Below are 18,183 nucleotides of genomic sequence, written 5' to 3' on the forward strand. Positions count from 1 at the left end.
ACGGATGCACGGGCGGACTACCGAACGGTCAGCGCAGTTTCCAAAACCCCTTGTACGGTTCGTCCGCTTCGAGGAAGTTGAAGGCCCAGTAGAGCGGCTTGGTGCCAGTTTCGACCTGATAGGCGAGTTCACCGCGGTGAGACTCCCCGGACTCGATGTCGGAACTCTCGTTGAGCGGTTGTTTCAAACCGGAACTCGCACCGATGTCCGCCGTGTACGCGAGACCCGCTCCCGTCTTCACGTGCATCTGGAGCAGCGTCGAGACGAGCAGTCGCTCGTCGCCGTCGTTCGTGATTTCGATGTCCGGGACGACGAACTCGTGTCCGTCGGCCGCGTCCGTAATCTCGTTCAATTGTTTCGTCGTTCGGACTCCGTGGACGACGACCGAGACGCTGCCGCGTGAGGCCTTCTCTCCCGACGAGAGTACGTCGTCGAGCGACTGTTTCAGGTCGGCAATCGAGTCGGCTTTCTTCCCGAGCGAGACGGTTACCTGCTTGAATCGAAAGCTGGTGAACGAATCGAAGTCGAGTCGAAGCGATAGCCCGTGCGTCCCCTTCGGCACCTCGAAGACCATGTCGCCGCGCACGACTTCACCCGGGGCGAGCACCCCGCTTCGAATCGGGTGATCGGGGGAACTGACCGACGGGTCGTACGTCCGATTCTCCCCATCCACGACGCTCGCGTCGAGGAAGTCCTCGAAATCGATGAACTCCGTTCCCCGGTTTTTGACTGCCATTCGAATCACCGCGAACGTCTTGCCCTCCTCCGCATCCCGAAACTCGCTCAACTTGTCCTCGGTCGTCACCTCGCGAACGACCATGGCGAGCGTATCGTCCTTCACGACCGAACCGACCGACACGGTCGTCTCCGTTCGCCGTCGTTCCGTGTCGCCGTTTTCGTCCGTCCCGGAGGTCGAAGTGGACGATTCCGCGCTCGTCGAGGAAGACGACGTGTCCGCGTCCGTCATGTCGCTCCCTTGGCTGGTACACCCGGCGAGCGCCGCTGCACTCACCGCGATAACTGTCCGTCGACCGACGAGCGCCCCTTTCTCCATGACACAGAAGACCCGTCCCGACTGTTAAAAGTATATGATGTTAATTGAACATCTGTCCGAGATGATCAAATGAGGTACGGTCGATCTCTCCACCGAAACCGCCGTTTCCACGGCTATCTCTGTCTTAGGTCTACCTAAAGTTCGAAACGACTATAGGTGTTTAGGCGAGCCTAAAAGCATGCCTGACGATTCACGGCGACGCGGATTACGGACGCGACGCACCGTCATCAAGGGAACTGGCGCGGCACTCGGCGGCGGGTTGCTCGCCGGTTGTACCAGCGACAGCGATGACGGTTCCGACGGCGCTGATAGCACACAGACCAGCACCGACACGACGGCCTCGTCGGACGAGTCCACGACGAGCGAATCGACGACTACCACGGACGGTCCGTACTCCGTCTCGATGGTTCCCGTCGGCGAAGTCGAGTTCGAGAGCGTTCCGAAGACGTGGGTCGCCAACAACGGCAGTTGGGCGGACATGGGTATCGCGCTCGGCCTCGAACCGCCGAAAGCGGTCTGGCTCACCAGTCGGTATCACACCCAGTACTACGACGCGATAGACGGCGTCTCGGTGGACAAGAGCGGGATGAAGGACCTGTACCAGGACGGCGTCAACAAGGAGCTGTTCTACCAACTCGACGCGGACGTGCACGTGATGGACCCCAACTTCCTGATGAACCGGTTCAAGGGATGGTCCCATTCGGACGTGGACGAGATCAAAAAGAACGTCGGCCCGCTGTTCGGCAACTGCATTTACGCACAGCACTACACGTGGCACGACGACTACCGATACTACACCCTCATGGAGGGCTTCGAAAAACTGTCGAAGGTGTTCAAGCGGCACGACCGCTACGAGGCGTTCGCGGACCTCCACGCCGACTTCCAGTCGAACATCGAGTCGGTCGTCCCGTCGAAGGGTGAACGGCCGTCCGCCGCCGTCGTCTGGGGCGTCGGCGACAAACCGAAGAAGTTCTATCCGTACATCATCGGCAAGGGAACCGGATTCAAACACCTGAACGACCTCAAAGTCGATGACGCGCTGGCGAAGACGGACGTCAAGGATTTCCATGGAAGCCGTGCGGCCATCGACCTCGAAGTGCTCCTAAAGGTGGATCCGGAAGTGCTCCTGCTCCGCGGCTACGAAGACAAGAGCAGAGAGGAGTTCGAGAACACGGTGGTGAAATTCCTGGAGAACAACAACACCGCTAGCAATCTCACAGCCGTCAAAAACGGCGACGTCTACCGCGCCGGTGGACTGTACCAAGGACCGATCACGAACCTCGTCCTCACGCAACGAACTGCCGAACTGCTGTACGGCGTGGACGAAAAACTGTACGATCACCAGCGCGTCGCGGACATCGTCAACGGGGAGTTCTGACGCCTACTCCGATTCGGCGGCGGTAGCAGTATCCACCTCATCCACATTCTCGGCGTCCGTATTTCTGGTAACGTGCCCGTACTTCAGCAGGGCGACGAAGAACACGCCACCGATAGCGTTGCCGATGGTCGCGGCGAGGAGGAAGCGGGCGTAATCGACGAACGTGATTTTCGCGGACAGAAACATCCCCATCAGGACCTCGACGTTTCCGGCGATGGAGTGGGGGAGGTGGGCCAATCCGATGGCGGTCGTGACGATCCAGATGATGAGGACGCGGCTGACGGTGTCCCGTGCGGCGGTGACGAGCCACGACAGCAGGCCCATGAGCCACCCCGCGAAGATGCCGCTCCCGACCAGAACCAGGAAGTCGTGTTTGACCAATGCCGCCGAAATCTCGGTGAACGCTTTGGCGTGCGCGATGCCGAGTTTCGGGGCGATCGTCACGGCGAAGGCGGCGAACAGTGCCCCTCCGATGATATTCGCCACGAACACGACGACCCACAGTCTGGCGAGCGAGGCGTACGACGCCCGTTTGTCGAGGACGGGAAGCACTGCCAGCGTGGTGTGTTCGGTGAACAGTTCTGAGCGGCCGAGAATCACGAAGATGAACCCCACAGCGTACATGTTCGCCATGAGTAGCTCCGTGACGGGTTTCGACAGGGACCCGGTCATCAGCCCCGTCATCACCGCCATGAGGAGGGGACCGAATCCGATATCCAACCCGGCGGAAAGCCCGGACAGGAAGAGGCCGCTGGTGGGACGCTGTAACTCCTCCAGTCCGAGATTGATCTGTTCTCTCAGAATGTTCTCGTACGATTTCAGGCCGTCGGCTTGCGTATCGGAGTTAGTAGACTGTGCCATAGGATGGATGTAAAATGCCGTGTACTCTCCAGTAGTAGTCAGTGAAAAAAGCGGTTATGGCTAGCGCGAGGCGGTACTCGCCTTCCGAAGTTACTCTTCGAACCGTTTCCGCACGCTCTCGGCGTGCGCGTCCAGTCCTTCCGACTCTGCCAACGTCGTGATCGTCGTCGAGAGGGAGTCGAGCGCGTCCTCGTCCAACCGCTGGACGGTGGTCGAGCGGAGGAACGTGTCGACCGACAGGCCGCCCGTTATCTTCGCCAGTCCGGTCGTCGGGAGCACGTGGTTCGTCCCCGAGGCGTAGTCACCCGCCGCGACTGGGGTGTACGACCCGAGGAAGACGCTTCCCGCGCTGTCGATCCTGTCGAGGAGTTCCTCGTCGTCGTCGGCCTGTATCGAGAGGTGTTCGGCCGCGTACTCCTCGGCGAACAGGAGGCCCTCGCTCATCGACCGCGCGACGAACACGCCGCTCGCGTCGTTGTCGAGTGCGGCCCGAATCACGTCCTCGCGTTCGCGTTCGCTCGCCTGTTTCTCGATCTCCTCACAGACCGCCTCGGCGAACTCGGCGTCGTCCGTGACGACCACGGACGAGGCGTTCTCGTCGTGTTCGGCCTGTGCAACCACGTCGCTGGCCACGAACGCGGGGTTCGCGGTCCCGTCGGCGAGCACGAGGAGTTCGCTCGGTCCGGCGAGGAAGTCGATGGCCACGTCGCCCTGCACTTCGGCTTTCGCCGCCGTGACCCACTTGTTGCCGGGACCGACGACCTTCTGCACACGGTCGATCTGTTCGGTTCCGTAGGCCATCGCGGCGATGGCCTGCGCGCCGCCGACGCGGTACACTTTGTCTGCTCCAGCGGCGTGAATCGCCGCCAGCGTGATGTCGTTCTGCGGTTCGCCGGGCGGCGTGGCGACCGCGACCTGTTCCACGCCAGCCACTTTCGCTGGGATGACGCCCATCAGCGCGCTGGAGGGGTACGCCGCCGTGCCGCCGGGTGCGTACACGCCCACACGCTCGATGGGGCGGAATCGACGGCCGAGTTCGCGGCCGTCGAAGTCCGCACGCCAGTCCTCCGGCACCTGGGACTCGTGAAACGCGCGGATGTTGTCGGCCGCGTCCTCGATGGCCTCGCGTACGTCGTCGTCTATCTCCTCGTAGGCGCGTTCGGCGTCGTCCGTGATGTCGATGTTGCCGACCTCGACGTCGTCGAACTCGCGGCAGAACTCCCGGACCGCCACGTCGCCTTCCTCGCGCACTCGGTCGATGATGTCGCGCACGTCGCCCCTAACGCCCTCGATACCCGCGTCACGGTCGAACAGCGCCTGACGCTCGTTCGGCCCGAGTTCGGAGGTCTCCGTTGGATTCATGGACGGTATTTCGAAGCGGGCGGAAAAACACGTTGCGCTCTCGGATGAACGGGCGAGTGGGCGGGGGCTTTCGAGGTAGTCTTTACGACAGTCATAACCACATATCATCCAAAATCACTCCGGCAATGTAACTCGGTCAGTCTTCTCAACAATTACTTCTCAGTAGTTGGTGGATTTACAGCTCCGCCCACTCCGAACCATTCCCTCGAATCCACCAACACGCATAACCGCCGAAGCCACGAAATAGCGAAATATGCGTGACGAAGAAGAGATCCGGGAGCAGTACGAGTTCCTCAAAGAACAGCTCGAAAGCGACGAAATGAACCATCAGGGAATCCGCCAGATGTTCACGTATTACAAGCGGGCGTTGGGATGGACGCTGGAGGAGGAGTACATCTAGCTTTTTTTCACCCAGCGATCCACAGTTATCGAAATCGTTACCTTTAAGTCACTACGCCGTTTTGTTGCAGTTGACGCTTCGCTTTGGAGGGCCGAAGCGTCAGCGGGGACCAATTCAGGGCGGCAAGCGGTACGCGGGGTCTTTTCGCCCCCGCGTGTTCCGCTTTCCTTTCGAAAATCAAATTCTGAGCCACTGCTTCGTACACATCGTTCCTACCGATAGATAGTGGTTTCGCCGTTCCCGACCCGAGCGACTGCTATCTGACCGATTGTTGGTATGTTATTCAAAAATAAGGTGGAAAGACGGCATCGTGAAAAACGGGATCTCAGACCTTAGACGACCGAAACGGTCTCGGTGAGGTCACCGACGGAGAGCCAGTACTCGCCCGTGTCGATGACCAACTCGCCGCGGGAGAAGACGTCGCCGAGGACGGTCGCAAGTGGGAGGATCGTCGAACGGATCTCGACGCGTTTCGTCTCGCCGGGGTCGAGCGCGACGCGTTCAAAGCCGACGACGACTTCCTGTGGATACATCACCTGACCGAGATCTCTGCCGCCGTAGACGGGGACGACGGTCTCGCCCGCCTCGTCCCCCGTGTTTTTGACCGCGACGGAGACGGTGATGTCGTTCGTCGCGTTCTTCTGCTGGAGTTTCGTCGGGGCCACGCGAAGGTCGGAGTACTCGAACTCGGTGTAACTCAGCCCGTGGCCGAATTCGAACAGCGGCGTCTCGTGTGATTGGGGCGGGTTGACGTTCGTGGACTTGTTGAACTCGTCCGGCGGATAGTTGTTGTGCAGGTTGGGGATTTGCCCGGTCCCCGTCGGCCACGTGAACGGCAACCGACCGCTCGGGTTGGCGTCACCGAACAGGGTCGCGGCGACGGCCGGTCCGGCGGCCGTTCCCGGCAGATAGGCCATCATGGATGCGGACAGGTCGTCGAACACGTCCGTGCCGCGCGGGCGGCCCGCCATGATCACGCCGACGGTCGGTGTATCGGTTCCCGACACCACCTCGACCAGTCGCTGTTGTGCCTCGGGAAGCGCGAGCGTGTCCGTGTCGCCCTTCTCCTCGGCGTACGGTTCCTCGCCGAGGACGGCGACGACGACGTCGGCGCACTCGGCCGCACGTCGGACGTCGTCCTCGTTCGTGAACTCGTGGAGGCCGGTCGGAACGTGCGTGACGGACGCGGACGAATCCGCCGCATCGGTGAGGCCTTCGAGGACCGTCGTCGCCGGTGGCTCGGTGTCGCCGACGCCCTGCCAGCCGAGTGCCCAGCCACCCATCTGGTTCCTCACGCTGTCGGCGCTCGGGCCGGTGACGAGGATCGAACTCCCGGAGTCGAGCGGGAGCGTCCCGTCGTTGGTGAGCAACGTCATCGACTCGGTGGCAACCTCCTCCGCGAGGTCCCGGCCGTCGGAAATCACGTCACTCACCTTCGATGGCGTCCCGTACGGGTCCTCGAACAGGCCGACGTGTTCCTTGAACGCGAGGATGTTCGTCACCGCGTCGTCGATTCGTTCCCGGCTGACGCTGCCTTCCTTCACGAGTTCGATGAGTCGCTGTTGATAGCCCGCGGCGTCGTCGCCCTCGATACCCGCGGCGGGGACCATGTACATGTCTATCCCGGCGTTGATGCCCAGTTTGGTCGCCTCCTTCAGGTCCTCGGCGAAGCCGTGGACCTTTATCATCCGGTAGAAGTCGTGCCAGTCGGTGACGACCATTCCGTCGAACCCGAGTTGGTCGCGGAGGATGTCCGTCAACAGTTCCTTCGAAGCGTGGGCGGGGAGCCCGTTCAACGACCCGCTGTTGACCATCACCGTCTCCGCTCCGGCGTTGATACCCGCCGCATAGGATGGCAGGATGGAACTCACGAAGGTCCGATACGGAAGGAGGGCGGCGGTGCGGTCGTTCCCGTTCGCCGGTGCCGAATACCCCGCGAAGTGTTTGATGGAGGCCCCGGTTCGTTTGTACCCGTTCGTCTCCTCCTCGTAGCCGCGAACCTTCGAGGCGACCATCTGGGAGGCGAGGAACGGGTCCTCGCTGAACCCCTCGTAGAACCGTCCCCATCGTGGATCACGCTGTATGTCACAAACGGGCGAGAAGTTCCAGTGGGTACCGGTTGTACGCATCACCCTGCTCGTCACGGTCGCCATCTCCTCGGCCTTGTCCGCGTCCCATGTCGCGCCGACGCCGTGGTTGTGCGGGAACAACGTCGCCCCCGCCACGTTGTTGTCGCCGCGAACGGAGTCGATACCGTAGACGAACGGCACGCCGAGACGGGTCTCGTTCACCATCGCTTTCTGGAGTTTGTTGCTGGTTCGAGCGACCTCCTCCGGATCGAACGACGTCAGGTACATGAGCGACCCCGGCTTGTACTTCCGAAGCGTCTCGGCCGGGTCGTCGGTCGAAATCTCGCCCGCGGCCATCTGTGTCATCTGACCGACCTTCTCTTCGAGCGTCATCTCGTCGACGAGTTCGGTTACGTGGCGACTCGGCTCTCGTTGCTTCGTGGCGACCGCGGACTCTCCGAGGTATCCGGCCAGTGCCGTTGCCAGCGTGATTCCCCCGGACGCTTGCAGGAACGTTCGCCGCGACGAGCCGCTCGTGGTATCCTTTGACATGCCATAAAAACTGGGAAGCAAGAATCAATAAGATTTTTTCTTATAAATATATGGATTTTTACTGAGCAAATACTTATTTGAAATGATCACGACCAGTATCGATTTTGATTGGAAAATAGAACTACCTCGCTGGCAGGGTGAGCCATCCGAGAAAATGGCGGAGAACGTTGTTGAATTCACCAACGATCGTTCCGATACTATATTCCTCCAGAACTGTCGGAACCGATATCCTTATCCTAAATAGACACATATTCCGAGTGGTAACAATGCACGAGTTGACGGGATTTCAGCGGGACATACTGTACGTCATCGCCGGACACGGCGAGCCGCACGGACTCGCCATTCAGGACGGTCTCGAAGACTACTACGACACCGAGGTCCACCACGGTCGTCTGTATCCGAACCTCGACTCGTTGGTCGATGATGGACTCGTCGAGAAGGGGAAACGGGACAAGCGGACGAACTACTACGCGCTGACCGAGCGGGGTCGGTCGCTCCTCGAACACCGACGCACGTGGGAAGAGCGGTTTCTCGACTGAACCGGACGGTATCAGCAGTCACCGAATACCCCGTCAGTCGATACCATCCCCATCCGTGGGCGTCGGCGCTTGGACGGGCATCTCGTCACCACCCGGCGGTAACTCCTCGTCATCCGAATCGGACGGGTCATGCGGTGGTTGTGGATGCATATCGGCGTCCTTGAGATACGTCGGGTCCACGGCCCACGGTCGAATCGGGTTGCCGGTGATGAGTTCGGGCAGGACGATTTTCACGAAGTGGACGACGAGCACGAGTATCATCGGTCCCAAGAAGATCCCGTACCAGCCGAACAGCAACGGCCCGAAGATGTACGCGAGCATCACCATCCCGACGTGGAGGTTGCGCCCCGAGACGTACGGCCGCAGGACGAGGTCCGGGATGGTGTCCACGATGACGAACGAGACGAGCGCGAAGACGACGGGGAACCAGAGGATGCCGGGGTCACGAGCCATCAACGCCTCGGCGCTGATGACGCCCGTCACCGGGAAGTAGACGAGTTTCATCCCGACGACGGGGATGAGGCTGGCGACGCCGGTCAGCAACCCGACGACGGTGGGGTACGGAATCGCCAAGCCGGGGGGTGCGATCATATTGAGGAGGTTGTAGGAAATCGCGCCGATGGTGCCCGTCATGAAGGCGTTCAGGATGTTGCCGAAGAAGATGCTGTTGAAGTCCGAATCCACGCGGGCCACGTACGCTTCGAGGACCCCACCGCTGTCCGCGAACGTCCGGTGGAACCACCGCGAGAGTTTGTGGTCGTCCCGGAGCAGGTAGAACGCGATAGCGATCATCACGAACAAGTGGAGTGCCCCGTTCCCGACGAACTTGAGATACTGGAACGTCGAACCGAACGCCTGCTGGATGAGCTTCGTGTTGTCCTTGTTCTGGAGGAGCTGTTCGGGATTTTTGGTCAACTTCGAGATGTCGCTGTACTGCTGTATCGGCTCCGGAAGCGTGCCGATATTGGCCGTCTTCGCGACCATCGTGAGTTCGTGAAACGCGATGGAGACGGTGTAGGCGACGAGCAGGATCGCGGGAAGGGCGAGCAGCAGTAACGCAACCGCGGCAGCGAGACTTCGCGGGCGAACCCGCTGTTGGAGTCGGCGATATACCGGCCGCGTCGCGTAGTAGAGAAACAGACCGAAGACGAACGTCCCGATGAACGAGTAGATGACGAACAGCGCCGCGAGACCAAGTAGCCCACCGATGGTCCACCACGCTGCCCGGGACTTGTCAATGTTCAATCCGGAGACCATACCACAGAAGTTTGCGGGCTGGCCTTAAAGATTTCGCGCACGGGACGACGATAGCAACAATCCTTTTAACCGAATAGGAGCGTAGTACGGGGAGTGTCCGGATTCGAAAACCTCGTCACGTCGACTACGTTGGGCAGTGACGTCGTCCATATCGCCCTCGCCGGAGCGCTCGGTCTCTTCCTCGGATTGGAGCGTGAATGGTCGCAGAAATCCGCCGGTATCCGGACGTTCACCCTCATCAGCCTCCTCGGTGCGGCGTTTACCATCGTTGGGAAGGACGTTCTGCTCGCGCTCGGTGGCCTGCTCGTCATCGTGCAAGGGATTTTGCTCGCGGTGCAGGGACTCCTGGACGACGACGAGGAAACAGGTCTTTCGCTGACGACGTCCGTCTCCATGCTCGTGACGTTCGGCGTCGGCGTGCTGGTCGCCGAAGGGTACATCCTCGTCGGCGTTACCGTCGCCGTCGTCTCCTCGCTTCTGCTCATCCTGAAGCGCGAACTACACTCGTTCGCGTGGGGATTGTCGCGCGAGGAACTCCGTTCCGCCGGTGAGTTCGCCATCCTCGCGTTCGTTATCTACCCGCTGCTCCCGTCCGGTGAAGTCGCACTCGGCGGCGTCACGTTGAGTCCCCGCCTCATCTGGCTGATGGTCGTCACCGTCGCCGGAATCGGCATCGCCAACTACGCCGTGGTCGAGACGTACGGTGGACGCGGTATCGCCGTCACCGGGTTTTTCGGCGGGTTAGCCTCCTCGACGGCCGTCGTCGGCACCATGCTCGACCACGTTCGCCAGCAGCCGGAGGCGGCGACGTACGGCGTCGCCGCCATCTTGCTGGCCGACGCCGCGATGGCGCTCCGAAACCTCGTCATCGCGTTGGCGTTCACCATCGGTACTCCACACAAAACGCTCTACGGTGCCATCATCCCGCTCGGAACGATCATCGTCGGTAGCATCGCCATCGCGGCGTACACGGCCGACTGGTCCCAACGGATGGACATCGACTTGGAAAGCCCGTTCTCGCTACGAAACGCCCTCGGGTTCGGTGCTATCTTCCTCCTCGTCGTCATCGGCGGCGCCATCGCCAAGAGCCAGTTCGGTCAGACGGGGTTTTACATCACCGCACTGCTGTCGGGACTCGTTTCGAGCGCGGGCGTGACGGCCTCGGCGGTCACGCTGTACAGCGGGGGCAACGTGAGCCAGCAGACGGCCGTCTTCGGCATCCTACTCGCCACCGCATCGAGCATCATCGTCAAGGCAGCGTTGACCATCTCTGCACCGAACCGTTCGTTCGCACGCCGAATTGCCGTCTGGAGTACAGTTCTGCTCGCCGGATCGGGAATTGCGGCAATCGTCGCTGTCGTGTGAGGACATATAACGAACCGTTTAAAATGGGGCTATTCCTATCAGCTACATGGACCGCGAAACAGTCGAGCCACAGGTTCGGGACATGCCGGGCCAGAAGGCACGAGAGTGGTCAGAGTATCATCACAAATTTGCCGCGCCGACGACGTACGTATACGATTTCGTCTGGGACTTGACCGAGGATGCGGTCGGGCCGTTTTGTACTGATGTGGATGGAAACGTCCTCCTCGATTTCACGAGCCACGTCGCCGCCTCTCCACTCGGATACAACAATCCAAAAATCAAGGACAAACTCGACGAGTTCCCCCTCCCCGACCCGACGAAAATCGCCGGGCAGGACTTCTACGCCGCCGGTGGCTGGCCGCCGGAGGACCCCGAATTCCCCGGGCCGACCCAGTTGATGGAGCGACTCACCGAGGTCACGAGTCACTACGACATGGACACCGTCTTCCTGTCGAACTCCGGCGCGGAAGCCGTCGAGAACGCCATCAAGATCAGCTACAACAACGGCGGCCACCGCGCGTTCAACTTCGACGGCGCGTTCCACGGACGGACGCTCGGCGCGCTCTCGCTCAACCGCTCGAAAGTCGCCCACCGTAAGGGCTACCCCGAGATTCCGGGCATCGTGAGCGTTCCGTACTGTTCCTGTGAGGGTCAGTGTGGCTGTGGGTGGAAGACCGACGGTCCGGGCGGCAACATCATCGCCGACAAACTCGACCCCGCCCAGGGCGTCATCGACCCCGAAGAAGTCTCGTACATCATCCTCGAACCGGTGCAGGGAGAGGGTGGCTACCGCGTCCCGAACGACGAGTTCGTCGCGGATATCGCCGAGATTCAGGACACCTACGGTATCACCATCATCGCCGACGAGATTCAGTCCGGCATGGGCCGAACGGGCGAGATGTGGGCAGTGGACCACCTCGACCTGAAACCCGACGTCATCACCAGCGCGAAGGCGCTCCGCGTCGGCGCGACCATCTCCCGTTCGGACGTGTTCCCGGAGGAGAAAGGCCGACTCTCCTCGACGTGGGGCGCTGGCGACGTGTTCTCGTCGCTGCAGGGCGTGCTCACAATCGACGCGATTCAGGAACACGACCTGCTCGCGAACGCCACCGTGCGCGGACGACAGGCGCGTGAAATCATCGAGGACGCCGCGCCGGAATCCGTCGTGGACGTTCGCGGCCGTGGCCTGATGCTCGCCGTCGAGTTCGACTCGAAGGACCGACGCGAAGCCGTCGTGGACGCCGCACTCTCGCGCGGCCTCCTCACCCTCGGCTGTGGGTACAAGACGCTCCGTCTGCTCCCGCCGCTCGACGTGACCGAGCGCGAAATCGACCTCGGTGTCAACCTCTTGCTCGACTCCATCGACGAGGTGGCGTAACGCTATATCCGGCCGAGACGTTCCTCTAGTATGAGCGTCACGGCTGATTTGTCGATATCCGGAGAAGAGTTCGTTCTCGGCACTGCCCTCCTTACAGATGCCGACGTTCATATCGAACTGGAGCGGGTCGTCCCTTCCTCACGGCAGGTACTCCCGTTTTTCTGGGCCATCGGGTCGGACTTCGAGACGTTCGAGAACGACGTGCGGAGCAATCCGAACGTGCAGAGCCTCATCGCGCTTGACAGGATCGAAGGGCGTGTTCTCTATCGTGTCGAGTGGAGCGAGGAAGTCGAGAGTTTCATATACGGTATCGCGGAAGTCGGTGCGACCATCCTCGAAGCGACTGGCGATCGTGTCTGGCGATTTCGACTCAGGTTTCACGATCACGGTGCACTTTCGGCGTTCCACGACTACTGTGAAGTCCGGAACATCGGCTACACATTGGATCGCGTTGTGACGGACCTCGCCGAGGAGCGGGAGGAGTTCGGGTTGACACCCGAACAACGCGAGACGCTGATGCTGGCACTCGAACGGGACTACTTCGACGTTCCGCGCGGCGTGACGCTCGGCGAACTCGCGGACGAACTCGGCGTCACCCAGCAGTCGGTATCCGAACGCGTCCGACGCGGGACCGGAAGCGTCCTCGAAGCGGTGCTCCTGGAGGCGAACGGGCGGGACACTGGGCCTACGTAAAAGTGGGCTGTAATAACAGGCACCATTGCTATCCTTACTACTCCATTTTTCGAGAATACGATGGCCGAAATGCGAGACGACCGACAATCGAGCGGGACCACAGCACCCCCATGCAACCCGACCACGACGTTCGGCGACGCTGTCGGGATGTTCGGATTGGGCGTCCTTCTCCGTTTGCCGACGGAGTTACATGAGACACTGGCGGCCGAGTCACGACGGGAAGTACTCGCGTATCTGTACGGCCTCGACAGGGAGGTACCCGTCACCGAGATGGCCGATTATCTCGCGGCGACAGGTGCCGAAACCAACCGCCGCCGGGCAACGATGATTCTCAACCACGCACATCTGCCCGAACTCGACGATTCCGGGTTGATTCAGTGGGATCGAGAAGACGAGACGATACGGCTTTCGGTCGCCAATACCGCTCAGAACTGATAGCGGCGCTCGTCGTCGCGTTGGGGAAGCTGATTTGCACCGGTCATTTCTTCGAACGTCATGCCCGAGAGATACTCGTCGTAGGTCACGTCGTACGTGCTTCGGAGATGGAAGTCGAGCGTTCCGGATTCGACCGTCGTCTGAAACAGTCGGTGAACGGCACGTCGGATGATCTCCGCGGAATCGTCGGTGTCGAACGCGGTGCCGAGCATGGCGAGTTCGTTGCGCGTTTCACGGTCGAGAGAGACGGAAAAGTCCTCGTCGAGTGACGAGTAGGTGGCTCGAACGTCGTCGTTCAGGTCGTCCAGACTCATTGCCGGGTGGTTGTGCGGTAGCGGGATACGGCTTTCGCTCTAGAACGGTTCGTCACAGCACCGACACTCGTCCCGGCTTGCGAAGTTGCGAGCGCTACAGTTCCCACAGACGATGTAGTGATAGGACTGTGGACTCGATTCGCGTGCGGAGCGCTGTCCTCGGTGTTCTTGAAGCGACATGCCGGCACCTGCGAGCATGAACGTACACCCGACGGCGATCCACACGGACGGACTGCGGGCGAACACGAGTGGTGCCGCTGGCGCGACGATGATGCCGACGCCGATGAGGAAAAGTGTGGAGGGACGTACGTGCATCCAGCGAAGATTAAGACGAACGTGCAATAAGCCTTCAGATTAACTCGGCCGTTTGGTACCCGGTGTCGTGGAACGGGCCGTGACAGCCGAAAAGCGCTCACACGTTTCGGTGTTCCCTCTCGAAAACCGCTATCCGTAAACCGTCGCCGTCCAAAACGCCACTGATGACCGAAACGGCGCCGTCGATTCCCGACAGAGACGCGGTACGCGACGCCCTCGTTTCGTGGTACGAGGACGACCATCGGTCGTTTCCGTGGCGCGAAACCGACGACCCATACGCCATCCTCGTCTCCGAGGTGATGAGCCAGCAGACGCAACTCGGCCGCGTCGTGACGGCGTGGGAGGCGTTTCTCGACCGCTGGCCGACCCCGGAGGACCTCGCGGCGGCCGACCGCTCGGACGTGGTCGGCTTCTGGTCCTCACACAGTCTGGGCTACAACAACCGCGCGAAGTACCTCCACGAGGCCGCGAACCAAGTCATCGATGAGTACGACGGCACGTTCCCCGAGACGCCGGACGAACTCCAGAACTTGCAGGGCGTCGGGCCGTACACCGCCAACGCCGTCGCCTCGTTCGCGTTTAACAACGGCAACGCGGTGGTCGATACCAACGTCAAGCGCGTGCTGTACCGGGCGTTCGACGTGCCGGACGACGATTCGGTTTTCGAGGAGGTCGCGAGCGACGTCATGCCCGACGGGGAGTCCCGCGTTTGGAACAACGCCATCATGGAACTCGGCGGCGTGGCCTGCGAGAAGACGCCCTCCTGCGATACCGCCGGGTGCCCGTGGCGCGAGTGGTGTCACGCCTACGAGACGGGCGACTTCACCGCCCCCGACGTGCCCACCCAACCCAAGTTCGAGGGAAGCCGTCGGCAGATGCGCGGGAGAGTGGTCTCGCTGTTGAAGGAGTACGACGAACTCCCGCTCTCGAAACTCGGTCCGCGGGTGCGAATCGACTACGGCGGGCAGTACGGCGAGGAGTGGCTTCGAGAATTGTGTTCGGATCTGGAAGGAGATGGGTTGGTGGAGTTGGAGGAGCGCGAGGAGTGGGTCGCACGACTCAGGCAGTAGCCTCGCGCTTGTCGATGATTTCTCGGAGAACCGACTCCACCTTCCGAAAATTCCCTTCGTCCTCGAACTGCAACCGTTCAGACGGATTGTACACCAGCGACATCGCGCCCATCAACGCCCGTCCGACGAGACCCGGTATCGGGTCGGGATGCCACGCAAGTGAGAGGGTCCGTGCTCTCTCGTTCGCCTTCACGGTTTCGAGATTCGCCAATCCGTAACAGTTGCTGGTTCCAAGACGTCCGTTTTCGACACAGAGCGACGTCCCCATGATTGAGTAGTTCCGGCCATCTCGTGTCCACTCTACAGTCGTTTCCGCGGGCAGAACGCATGCTCGTTGACTCGCTAACGCGTCGTCAACGTCGCTGATGAAGATTCCCTTCGAGTCACGAAGCCAGCAGTAGGTGTGATGTGGGACGGCGTAGAACAACCACCCGTCTTCGTCGTAGAGCGCGACTTCGTGGACGAAGTGGACACCACACAGACCATCGGAAAGCGACCAAAGCCGCTCGAACTCGCCCGCAGTTTCAGGAAGATCGCCGCGATACCACGCACCTCCTTGGGCATCCTCCGTCCACGAAAGCGAATCGCGAACCGCCTCCCACGTCTCTCGACAGCGCGGGGTATCTTCGAACGTCGCTTCCAACTGATCGTGCTCGATTCGGACGTATCCCGTGGATGCGCGACGAAGTACGAGTGACAAAATCGTAGCGGTCGCCTCGTGATAGCCTGCGGACTTCACGAGCAATTCGTGCGTGATCGGGAACGCGTCGAAATCGGGGGACTCCATTTACTGTCCGTTATCTGTCGCGTAGCTATATTCGCGTTCCGCACCCATGCTATGGTATGACCAATCAACCGCACGTCGTGGCGATCTGTGGCAGTCTCGGGGAGGAAAGTACCACACGACTCGCGCTCGAACACGTCCTCGTCGGCGTGGAACGGGCGGGTGGAACCGGCGAACTCCTCGACCTCCGCGAATTCGACCTGCCGCAGTTCGACCCCGGTGAGCGGGAAGCGGGTGATGTCCCCGAACTAAAACGTCGCGTGCGCGCGGCGGACGCGGTCGTCCTGGGCACACCCGTCTATCATGGGTCGTACTCCTCGCCGCTGAAGGCGGCGCTCGACTACTGCGGGTTCGACGAGTTCGAGGGGAAGACCGTCGGCCTGCTCGCCGTGGCGGGTGGTCGGTTTCCGGTCACCGCGATGGACCACCTCCGGTCCGTCTGTCGCGCGCTCGATGCGTGGGTGCTCCCGTACGAGGTGGCGATTCCCCGCTCGCACAGCGCGGTGATGGACGGCGCGTTCACCGACGAGGAGTTGGAAAATCGCGTCGTCACGCTCGGACGGCAGATAGTCCGCTACTCGCACATCGAGCCCTGCCCGCCGAGTTTCGAGAGCGGGGAAAATATCGGCGCGGCCGATTGAATGAGCAACTCTTTTGCCGTCGGATTGAGCGTCACACGGATATGCACAAAATCACGAACAGCGGGTGGATCGAGGTCATCACCGGTTGTATGTTCTCCGGGAAGACCGAGGAACTGCTCCGACGGCTTCGCCGCGCGGAAATCGCGGGGCAGGGAGTCGCGGTGTTCAAACCCGCACTGGACGACCGTTACGGCGAGGACACGGTCGGCTCCCACGACGGCAGTTCGTGGGAAGCGACCGTCGTGGAACCGGACGACGACGGCGTGTGGGAAATCCCGAGGGGATTGAACGGCGAGAAAGTCGTCGCCATCGACGAGGCGAACTTCTTCTCCGCGGAACTCGTCGACGTGTGTGAATTCCTCGCGGATGACGGACGACGCGTCATCATCAGCGGTACCGACCAGACCTTCCGTGGCGAGCCGTTCGATCCGGTCCCGCAACTTATCTCCGTGTCCGAGTACGTCGAAAAGCTCCAAGCCATCTGTGCGCAGTGTGGCGAACCCGCGACGCGAAACCAGCGGCTCATCGACGGCGAACCCGCACACGTGGATGATCCCACGATTTTGGTGGGGGCACAGGAGTCCTACGAAGCCCGGTGTCGAAACTGCCACATCCTACGGCGCGAGTAGCGGAGTCGTGACGGCGACGATGGCGACGATCGAACCGGCGCACGTCGTTCCGTGGTAACTAAAGGTGTGAGTGCGTATCGAGGGTATGCTCAACCTACGGCTGGACGATTTCATGGTCGAACTGAAAGACGGCTCCTTGAAGAACGTCGGACCCGCGAACAAAACGGCGTCGGCGAAGCTGTTCAACGTGGAATCCGCCGAAGCGCGTGCGTTCGGGGACAAACGCGTCAAACTCGTGTTCGAGGACGAGGACGGCAACGAAGTACAAGTCGCGCTGTTCCCAGACGTCGCGAAGAAGATCGTCGACGACATCGAAACGCTCGAAGACGACAGTCCCGTCTTCGAGTAGCGACCGAACGGGGACCCTTCCAATCTCCATTCTATCCCATCCGACTGTCCGTTTCGCCCTGTTTTTCCTCCCCGATCCGTTAAGGAATCAATAATAATATCGTGTCATGGTGTACCATTGTTCGGAGACCATGTCAACCATCATCGCCCCGGACGAACTGGGTGACTCATCGGACGACGGCGAGCGACGTTCATCGTTCCCGTATTCCGTCGTCACCTCGCTTCGGTTTATCGGTTTTTGGGGAGCAGTCGTACTCCCGTTTCTCTACATTCCGCTGTTCATCAGCGGTCTCGATACCGCTGGACAACAGCAGACGTTCGTCCTGTTGCTTGTGTTGAACGTCGTCGCACTCGTCTTCGGTCACCGGTATCGAGCGTGAATTGAACGTATCGCGCGTGAATGTAACGAGTCTATAATCCGACCGTTTCGTGGTTTCGCTCCTCGTGCCGATTTCGTTAACGAGGGTATAACTATGGGCTCGACCGCTGAAAGGAAGCGTATGTCTCAGTCAGTTACGAGCAGTATGAACATCGGGTGTCCCCACTGTGGGTCCGCATCGACTGTCGATATCGCACCCGACGGACAGGGTCGAGCGGAATCCGACGACCAGTTGAAGGGGACGCTCGTCCGATGCCAATCCTGTGGCGACGATTTTTCGTTCTACTATTACTGAGTTGGCGTTCGCGTGGTCGGCTCAGAACCGCGCCGGGAATTCGACAATCGTTTTAGGCCTGGACT

General features: G+C 60.8%; 21 protein-coding genes. 13 read left to right on the top strand and 8 right to left on the bottom strand.

The genetic code is table 11. The features are described 5' to 3' along the window. Positions 1–28: 28 nt before the first annotated feature. Positions 29–1,054: a DUF4352 domain-containing protein gene (locus NKF25_RS13315; RefSeq protein WP_253227157.1), complete on the bottom strand. Its 1,026-nt coding sequence runs from the start codon at positions 1,052–1,054 to the stop codon at positions 29–31. A gap of 178 nt (positions 1,055–1,232) precedes the next feature. Between NKF25_RS13315 and NKF25_RS13320 the strand changes: the two genes are divergently transcribed. Continuing rightward, positions 1,233–2,432, top strand: coding sequence for an ABC transporter substrate-binding protein (locus NKF25_RS13320; RefSeq protein WP_253227158.1), 1,200 nt, complete (start codon positions 1,233–1,235; stop codon positions 2,430–2,432). A 3-nt stretch (positions 2,433–2,435) separates the two neighbouring features. On the opposite strand, the gene NKF25_RS13325 is transcribed toward NKF25_RS13320, so the two are convergent. Further along, on the bottom strand, positions 2,436–3,293 hold the full coding sequence (locus NKF25_RS13325) for a formate/nitrite transporter family protein (protein WP_253227159.1): 858 nt from the start codon (positions 3,291–3,293) through the stop codon (positions 2,436–2,438). 90 nt (positions 3,294–3,383) lie between these two features. Then, positions 3,384–4,655, bottom strand: coding sequence for a histidinol dehydrogenase (gene hisD, locus NKF25_RS13330; protein WP_253227160.1), 1,272 nt, complete (start codon positions 4,653–4,655; stop codon positions 3,384–3,386). Between the two features lie 253 nt (positions 4,656–4,908). On the opposite strand from hisD, the gene NKF25_RS13335 reads away from it, so the two are divergent. Continuing rightward, complete coding sequence (locus NKF25_RS13335) at positions 4,909–5,055, top strand: hypothetical protein (protein WP_190303728.1); 147 nt, start codon at positions 4,909–4,911, stop codon at positions 5,053–5,055. A 332-nt stretch (positions 5,056–5,387) separates the two neighbouring features. Here NKF25_RS13335 and NKF25_RS13340 read toward each other — a convergent pair whose 3' ends face one another. Beyond that, positions 5,388–7,676, bottom strand: a complete 2,289-nt coding sequence (locus tag NKF25_RS13340) for a glycoside hydrolase family 3 N-terminal domain-containing protein (protein ID WP_253227161.1) — start codon at positions 7,674–7,676, stop codon at positions 5,388–5,390. A 266-nt stretch (positions 7,677–7,942) separates the two neighbouring features. On the opposite strand from NKF25_RS13340, the gene NKF25_RS13345 reads away from it, so the two are divergent. Further along, the gene (locus NKF25_RS13345; RefSeq protein ID WP_066142107.1) at positions 7,943–8,215 is read left to right on the top strand and encodes a PadR family transcriptional regulator; all 273 of its coding nucleotides are present in this window, start codon (positions 7,943–7,945) and stop codon (positions 8,213–8,215) included. A 33-nt stretch (positions 8,216–8,248) separates the two neighbouring features. Here NKF25_RS13345 and NKF25_RS13350 read toward each other — a convergent pair whose 3' ends face one another. After that, the gene (locus tag NKF25_RS13350) at positions 8,249–9,472 is read right to left on the bottom strand and encodes an AI-2E family transporter (protein WP_082837744.1); all 1,224 of its coding nucleotides are present in this window, start codon (positions 9,470–9,472) and stop codon (positions 8,249–8,251) included. A 93-nt stretch (positions 9,473–9,565) separates the two neighbouring features. On the opposite strand from NKF25_RS13350, the gene NKF25_RS13355 reads away from it, so the two are divergent. Genes NKF25_RS13355 through NKF25_RS13370 form a run of 4 tightly spaced genes read left to right on the top strand, consistent with a single transcriptional unit; the run spans position 9,566 to position 13,343 of the window. Then, positions 9,566–10,837 carry a DUF4010 domain-containing protein gene (locus NKF25_RS13355; protein WP_253227162.1) on the top strand — a complete coding sequence of 424 codons (1,272 nt, stop codon included), beginning with the start codon at positions 9,566–9,568 and terminating at the stop codon, positions 10,835–10,837. Positions 10,838–10,883: 46 nt separating this feature from the next. Then, complete coding sequence (locus NKF25_RS13360; protein WP_253227163.1) at positions 10,884–12,215, top strand: aminotransferase class III-fold pyridoxal phosphate-dependent enzyme; 1,332 nt, start codon at positions 10,884–10,886, stop codon at positions 12,213–12,215. A 30-nt stretch (positions 12,216–12,245) separates the two neighbouring features. Continuing rightward, positions 12,246–12,908: a helix-turn-helix domain-containing protein gene (locus tag NKF25_RS13365; protein ID WP_253227164.1), complete on the top strand. Its 663-nt coding sequence runs from the start codon at positions 12,246–12,248 to the stop codon at positions 12,906–12,908. Between the two features lie 60 nt (positions 12,909–12,968). Beyond that, positions 12,969–13,343 carry a hypothetical protein gene (locus NKF25_RS13370; RefSeq protein ID WP_253227165.1) on the top strand — a complete coding sequence of 125 codons (375 nt, stop codon included), beginning with the start codon at positions 12,969–12,971 and terminating at the stop codon, positions 13,341–13,343. Here NKF25_RS13370 and NKF25_RS13375 read toward each other — a convergent pair. Together NKF25_RS13375 and NKF25_RS13380 are read right to left on the bottom strand one after the other, a co-directional pair. Next, positions 13,334–13,657, bottom strand: coding sequence for a hypothetical protein (locus NKF25_RS13375; RefSeq protein ID WP_253227166.1), 324 nt, complete (start codon positions 13,655–13,657; stop codon positions 13,334–13,336). The two genes, NKF25_RS13370 and NKF25_RS13375, sit on opposite strands and share 10 nt — an antisense overlap. Before the next feature lie 39 nt (positions 13,658–13,696). Beyond that, complete coding sequence (locus NKF25_RS13380) at positions 13,697–13,972, bottom strand: hypothetical protein (protein ID WP_066142124.1); 276 nt, start codon at positions 13,970–13,972, stop codon at positions 13,697–13,699. A gap of 164 nt (positions 13,973–14,136) precedes the next feature. On the opposite strand from NKF25_RS13380, the gene NKF25_RS13385 reads away from it, so the two are divergent. Further along, a complete protein-coding gene (locus tag NKF25_RS13385; RefSeq protein WP_253227167.1) occupies positions 14,137–15,042 on the top strand; it encodes an A/G-specific adenine glycosylase in 906 nt (301 codons plus the stop codon). Here the strand turns inward: NKF25_RS13385 and NKF25_RS13390 are convergent. After that, the gene (locus NKF25_RS13390) at positions 15,032–15,829 is read right to left on the bottom strand and encodes a hypothetical protein (protein WP_253227168.1); all 798 of its coding nucleotides are present in this window, start codon (positions 15,827–15,829) and stop codon (positions 15,032–15,034) included. The genes NKF25_RS13385 and NKF25_RS13390 overlap by 11 nt on opposite strands. Positions 15,830–15,885: 56 nt before the next feature. On the opposite strand from NKF25_RS13390, the gene NKF25_RS13395 reads away from it, so the two are divergent. From NKF25_RS13395 to NKF25_RS13415, 5 genes are all read left to right on the top strand, one after another. Then, positions 15,886–16,467 carry an NAD(P)H-dependent oxidoreductase gene (locus tag NKF25_RS13395; RefSeq protein WP_253227169.1) on the top strand — a complete coding sequence of 194 codons (582 nt, stop codon included), beginning with the start codon at positions 15,886–15,888 and terminating at the stop codon, positions 16,465–16,467. 41 nt (positions 16,468–16,508) lie between these two features. Continuing rightward, positions 16,509–17,096: a thymidine kinase gene (locus NKF25_RS13400; protein WP_253227170.1), complete on the top strand. Its 588-nt coding sequence runs from the start codon at positions 16,509–16,511 to the stop codon at positions 17,094–17,096. Between the two features lie 85 nt (positions 17,097–17,181). After that, complete coding sequence (locus tag NKF25_RS13405) at positions 17,182–17,445, top strand: hypothetical protein (RefSeq protein WP_066142152.1); 264 nt, start codon at positions 17,182–17,184, stop codon at positions 17,443–17,445. A 130-nt stretch (positions 17,446–17,575) separates the two neighbouring features. Then, on the top strand, positions 17,576–17,824 hold the full coding sequence (locus tag NKF25_RS13410) for a hypothetical protein (protein ID WP_253227171.1): 249 nt from the start codon (positions 17,576–17,578) through the stop codon (positions 17,822–17,824). Between the two features lie 120 nt (positions 17,825–17,944). After that, positions 17,945–18,118, top strand: coding sequence for a zinc-ribbon domain-containing protein (locus NKF25_RS13415; protein WP_253227172.1), 174 nt, complete (start codon positions 17,945–17,947; stop codon positions 18,116–18,118). Positions 18,119–18,183: the final 65 nt, after the last annotated feature.

The organism is Haladaptatus sp. AB643, assembly GCF_024136975.1.
In the GTDB taxonomy this organism is placed as follows: domain Archaea; phylum Halobacteriota; class Halobacteria; order Halobacteriales; family Haladaptataceae; genus Haladaptatus.

What these genes read in the sequence shown, in the direction of transcription:
- NKF25_RS13315 (WP_253227157.1), bottom strand. Translation starts at nt 1,054, where the DNA reads ATGGAGAAAGGGGCGCTCGTCGGTCGACGGACAGTTATCGCGGTGAGT.
- NKF25_RS13320 (WP_253227158.1), top strand. Translation starts at nt 1,233, where the DNA reads ATGCCTGACGATTCACGGCGACGCGGATTACGGACGCGACGCACCGTC.
- NKF25_RS13325 (WP_253227159.1), bottom strand. Translation starts at nt 3,293, where the DNA reads ATGGCACAGTCTACTAACTCCGATACGCAAGCCGACGGCCTGAAATCG.
- hisD (WP_253227160.1), bottom strand. Translation starts at nt 4,655, where the DNA reads ATGAATCCAACGGAGACCTCCGAACTCGGGCCGAACGAGCGTCAGGCG.
- NKF25_RS13335 (WP_190303728.1), top strand. Translation starts at nt 4,909, where the DNA reads ATGCGTGACGAAGAAGAGATCCGGGAGCAGTACGAGTTCCTCAAAGAA.
- NKF25_RS13340 (WP_253227161.1), bottom strand. Translation starts at nt 7,676, where the DNA reads ATGTCAAAGGATACCACGAGCGGCTCGTCGCGGCGAACGTTCCTGCAA.
- NKF25_RS13345 (WP_066142107.1), top strand. Translation starts at nt 7,943, where the DNA reads ATGCACGAGTTGACGGGATTTCAGCGGGACATACTGTACGTCATCGCC.
- NKF25_RS13350 (WP_082837744.1), bottom strand. Translation starts at nt 9,472, where the DNA reads ATGGTCTCCGGATTGAACATTGACAAGTCCCGGGCAGCGTGGTGGACC.
- NKF25_RS13360 (WP_253227163.1), top strand. Translation starts at nt 10,884, where the DNA reads ATGGACCGCGAAACAGTCGAGCCACAGGTTCGGGACATGCCGGGCCAG.
- NKF25_RS13365 (WP_253227164.1), top strand. Translation starts at nt 12,246, where the DNA reads ATGAGCGTCACGGCTGATTTGTCGATATCCGGAGAAGAGTTCGTTCTC.
- NKF25_RS13370 (WP_253227165.1), top strand. Translation starts at nt 12,969, where the DNA reads ATGGCCGAAATGCGAGACGACCGACAATCGAGCGGGACCACAGCACCC.
- NKF25_RS13375 (WP_253227166.1), bottom strand. Translation starts at nt 13,657, where the DNA reads ATGAGTCTGGACGACCTGAACGACGACGTTCGAGCCACCTACTCGTCA.
- NKF25_RS13380 (WP_066142124.1), bottom strand. Translation starts at nt 13,972, where the DNA reads ATGCACGTACGTCCCTCCACACTTTTCCTCATCGGCGTCGGCATCATC.
- NKF25_RS13385 (WP_253227167.1), top strand. Translation starts at nt 14,137, where the DNA reads ATGACCGAAACGGCGCCGTCGATTCCCGACAGAGACGCGGTACGCGAC.
- NKF25_RS13390 (WP_253227168.1), bottom strand. Translation starts at nt 15,829, where the DNA reads ATGGAGTCCCCCGATTTCGACGCGTTCCCGATCACGCACGAATTGCTC.
- NKF25_RS13395 (WP_253227169.1), top strand. Translation starts at nt 15,886, where the DNA reads ATGACCAATCAACCGCACGTCGTGGCGATCTGTGGCAGTCTCGGGGAG.
- NKF25_RS13400 (WP_253227170.1), top strand. Translation starts at nt 16,509, where the DNA reads ATGCACAAAATCACGAACAGCGGGTGGATCGAGGTCATCACCGGTTGT.
- NKF25_RS13405 (WP_066142152.1), top strand. Translation starts at nt 17,182, where the DNA reads ATGCTCAACCTACGGCTGGACGATTTCATGGTCGAACTGAAAGACGGC.
- NKF25_RS13410 (WP_253227171.1), top strand. Translation starts at nt 17,576, where the DNA reads ATGTCAACCATCATCGCCCCGGACGAACTGGGTGACTCATCGGACGAC.
- NKF25_RS13415 (WP_253227172.1), top strand. Translation starts at nt 17,945, where the DNA reads ATGTCTCAGTCAGTTACGAGCAGTATGAACATCGGGTGTCCCCACTGT.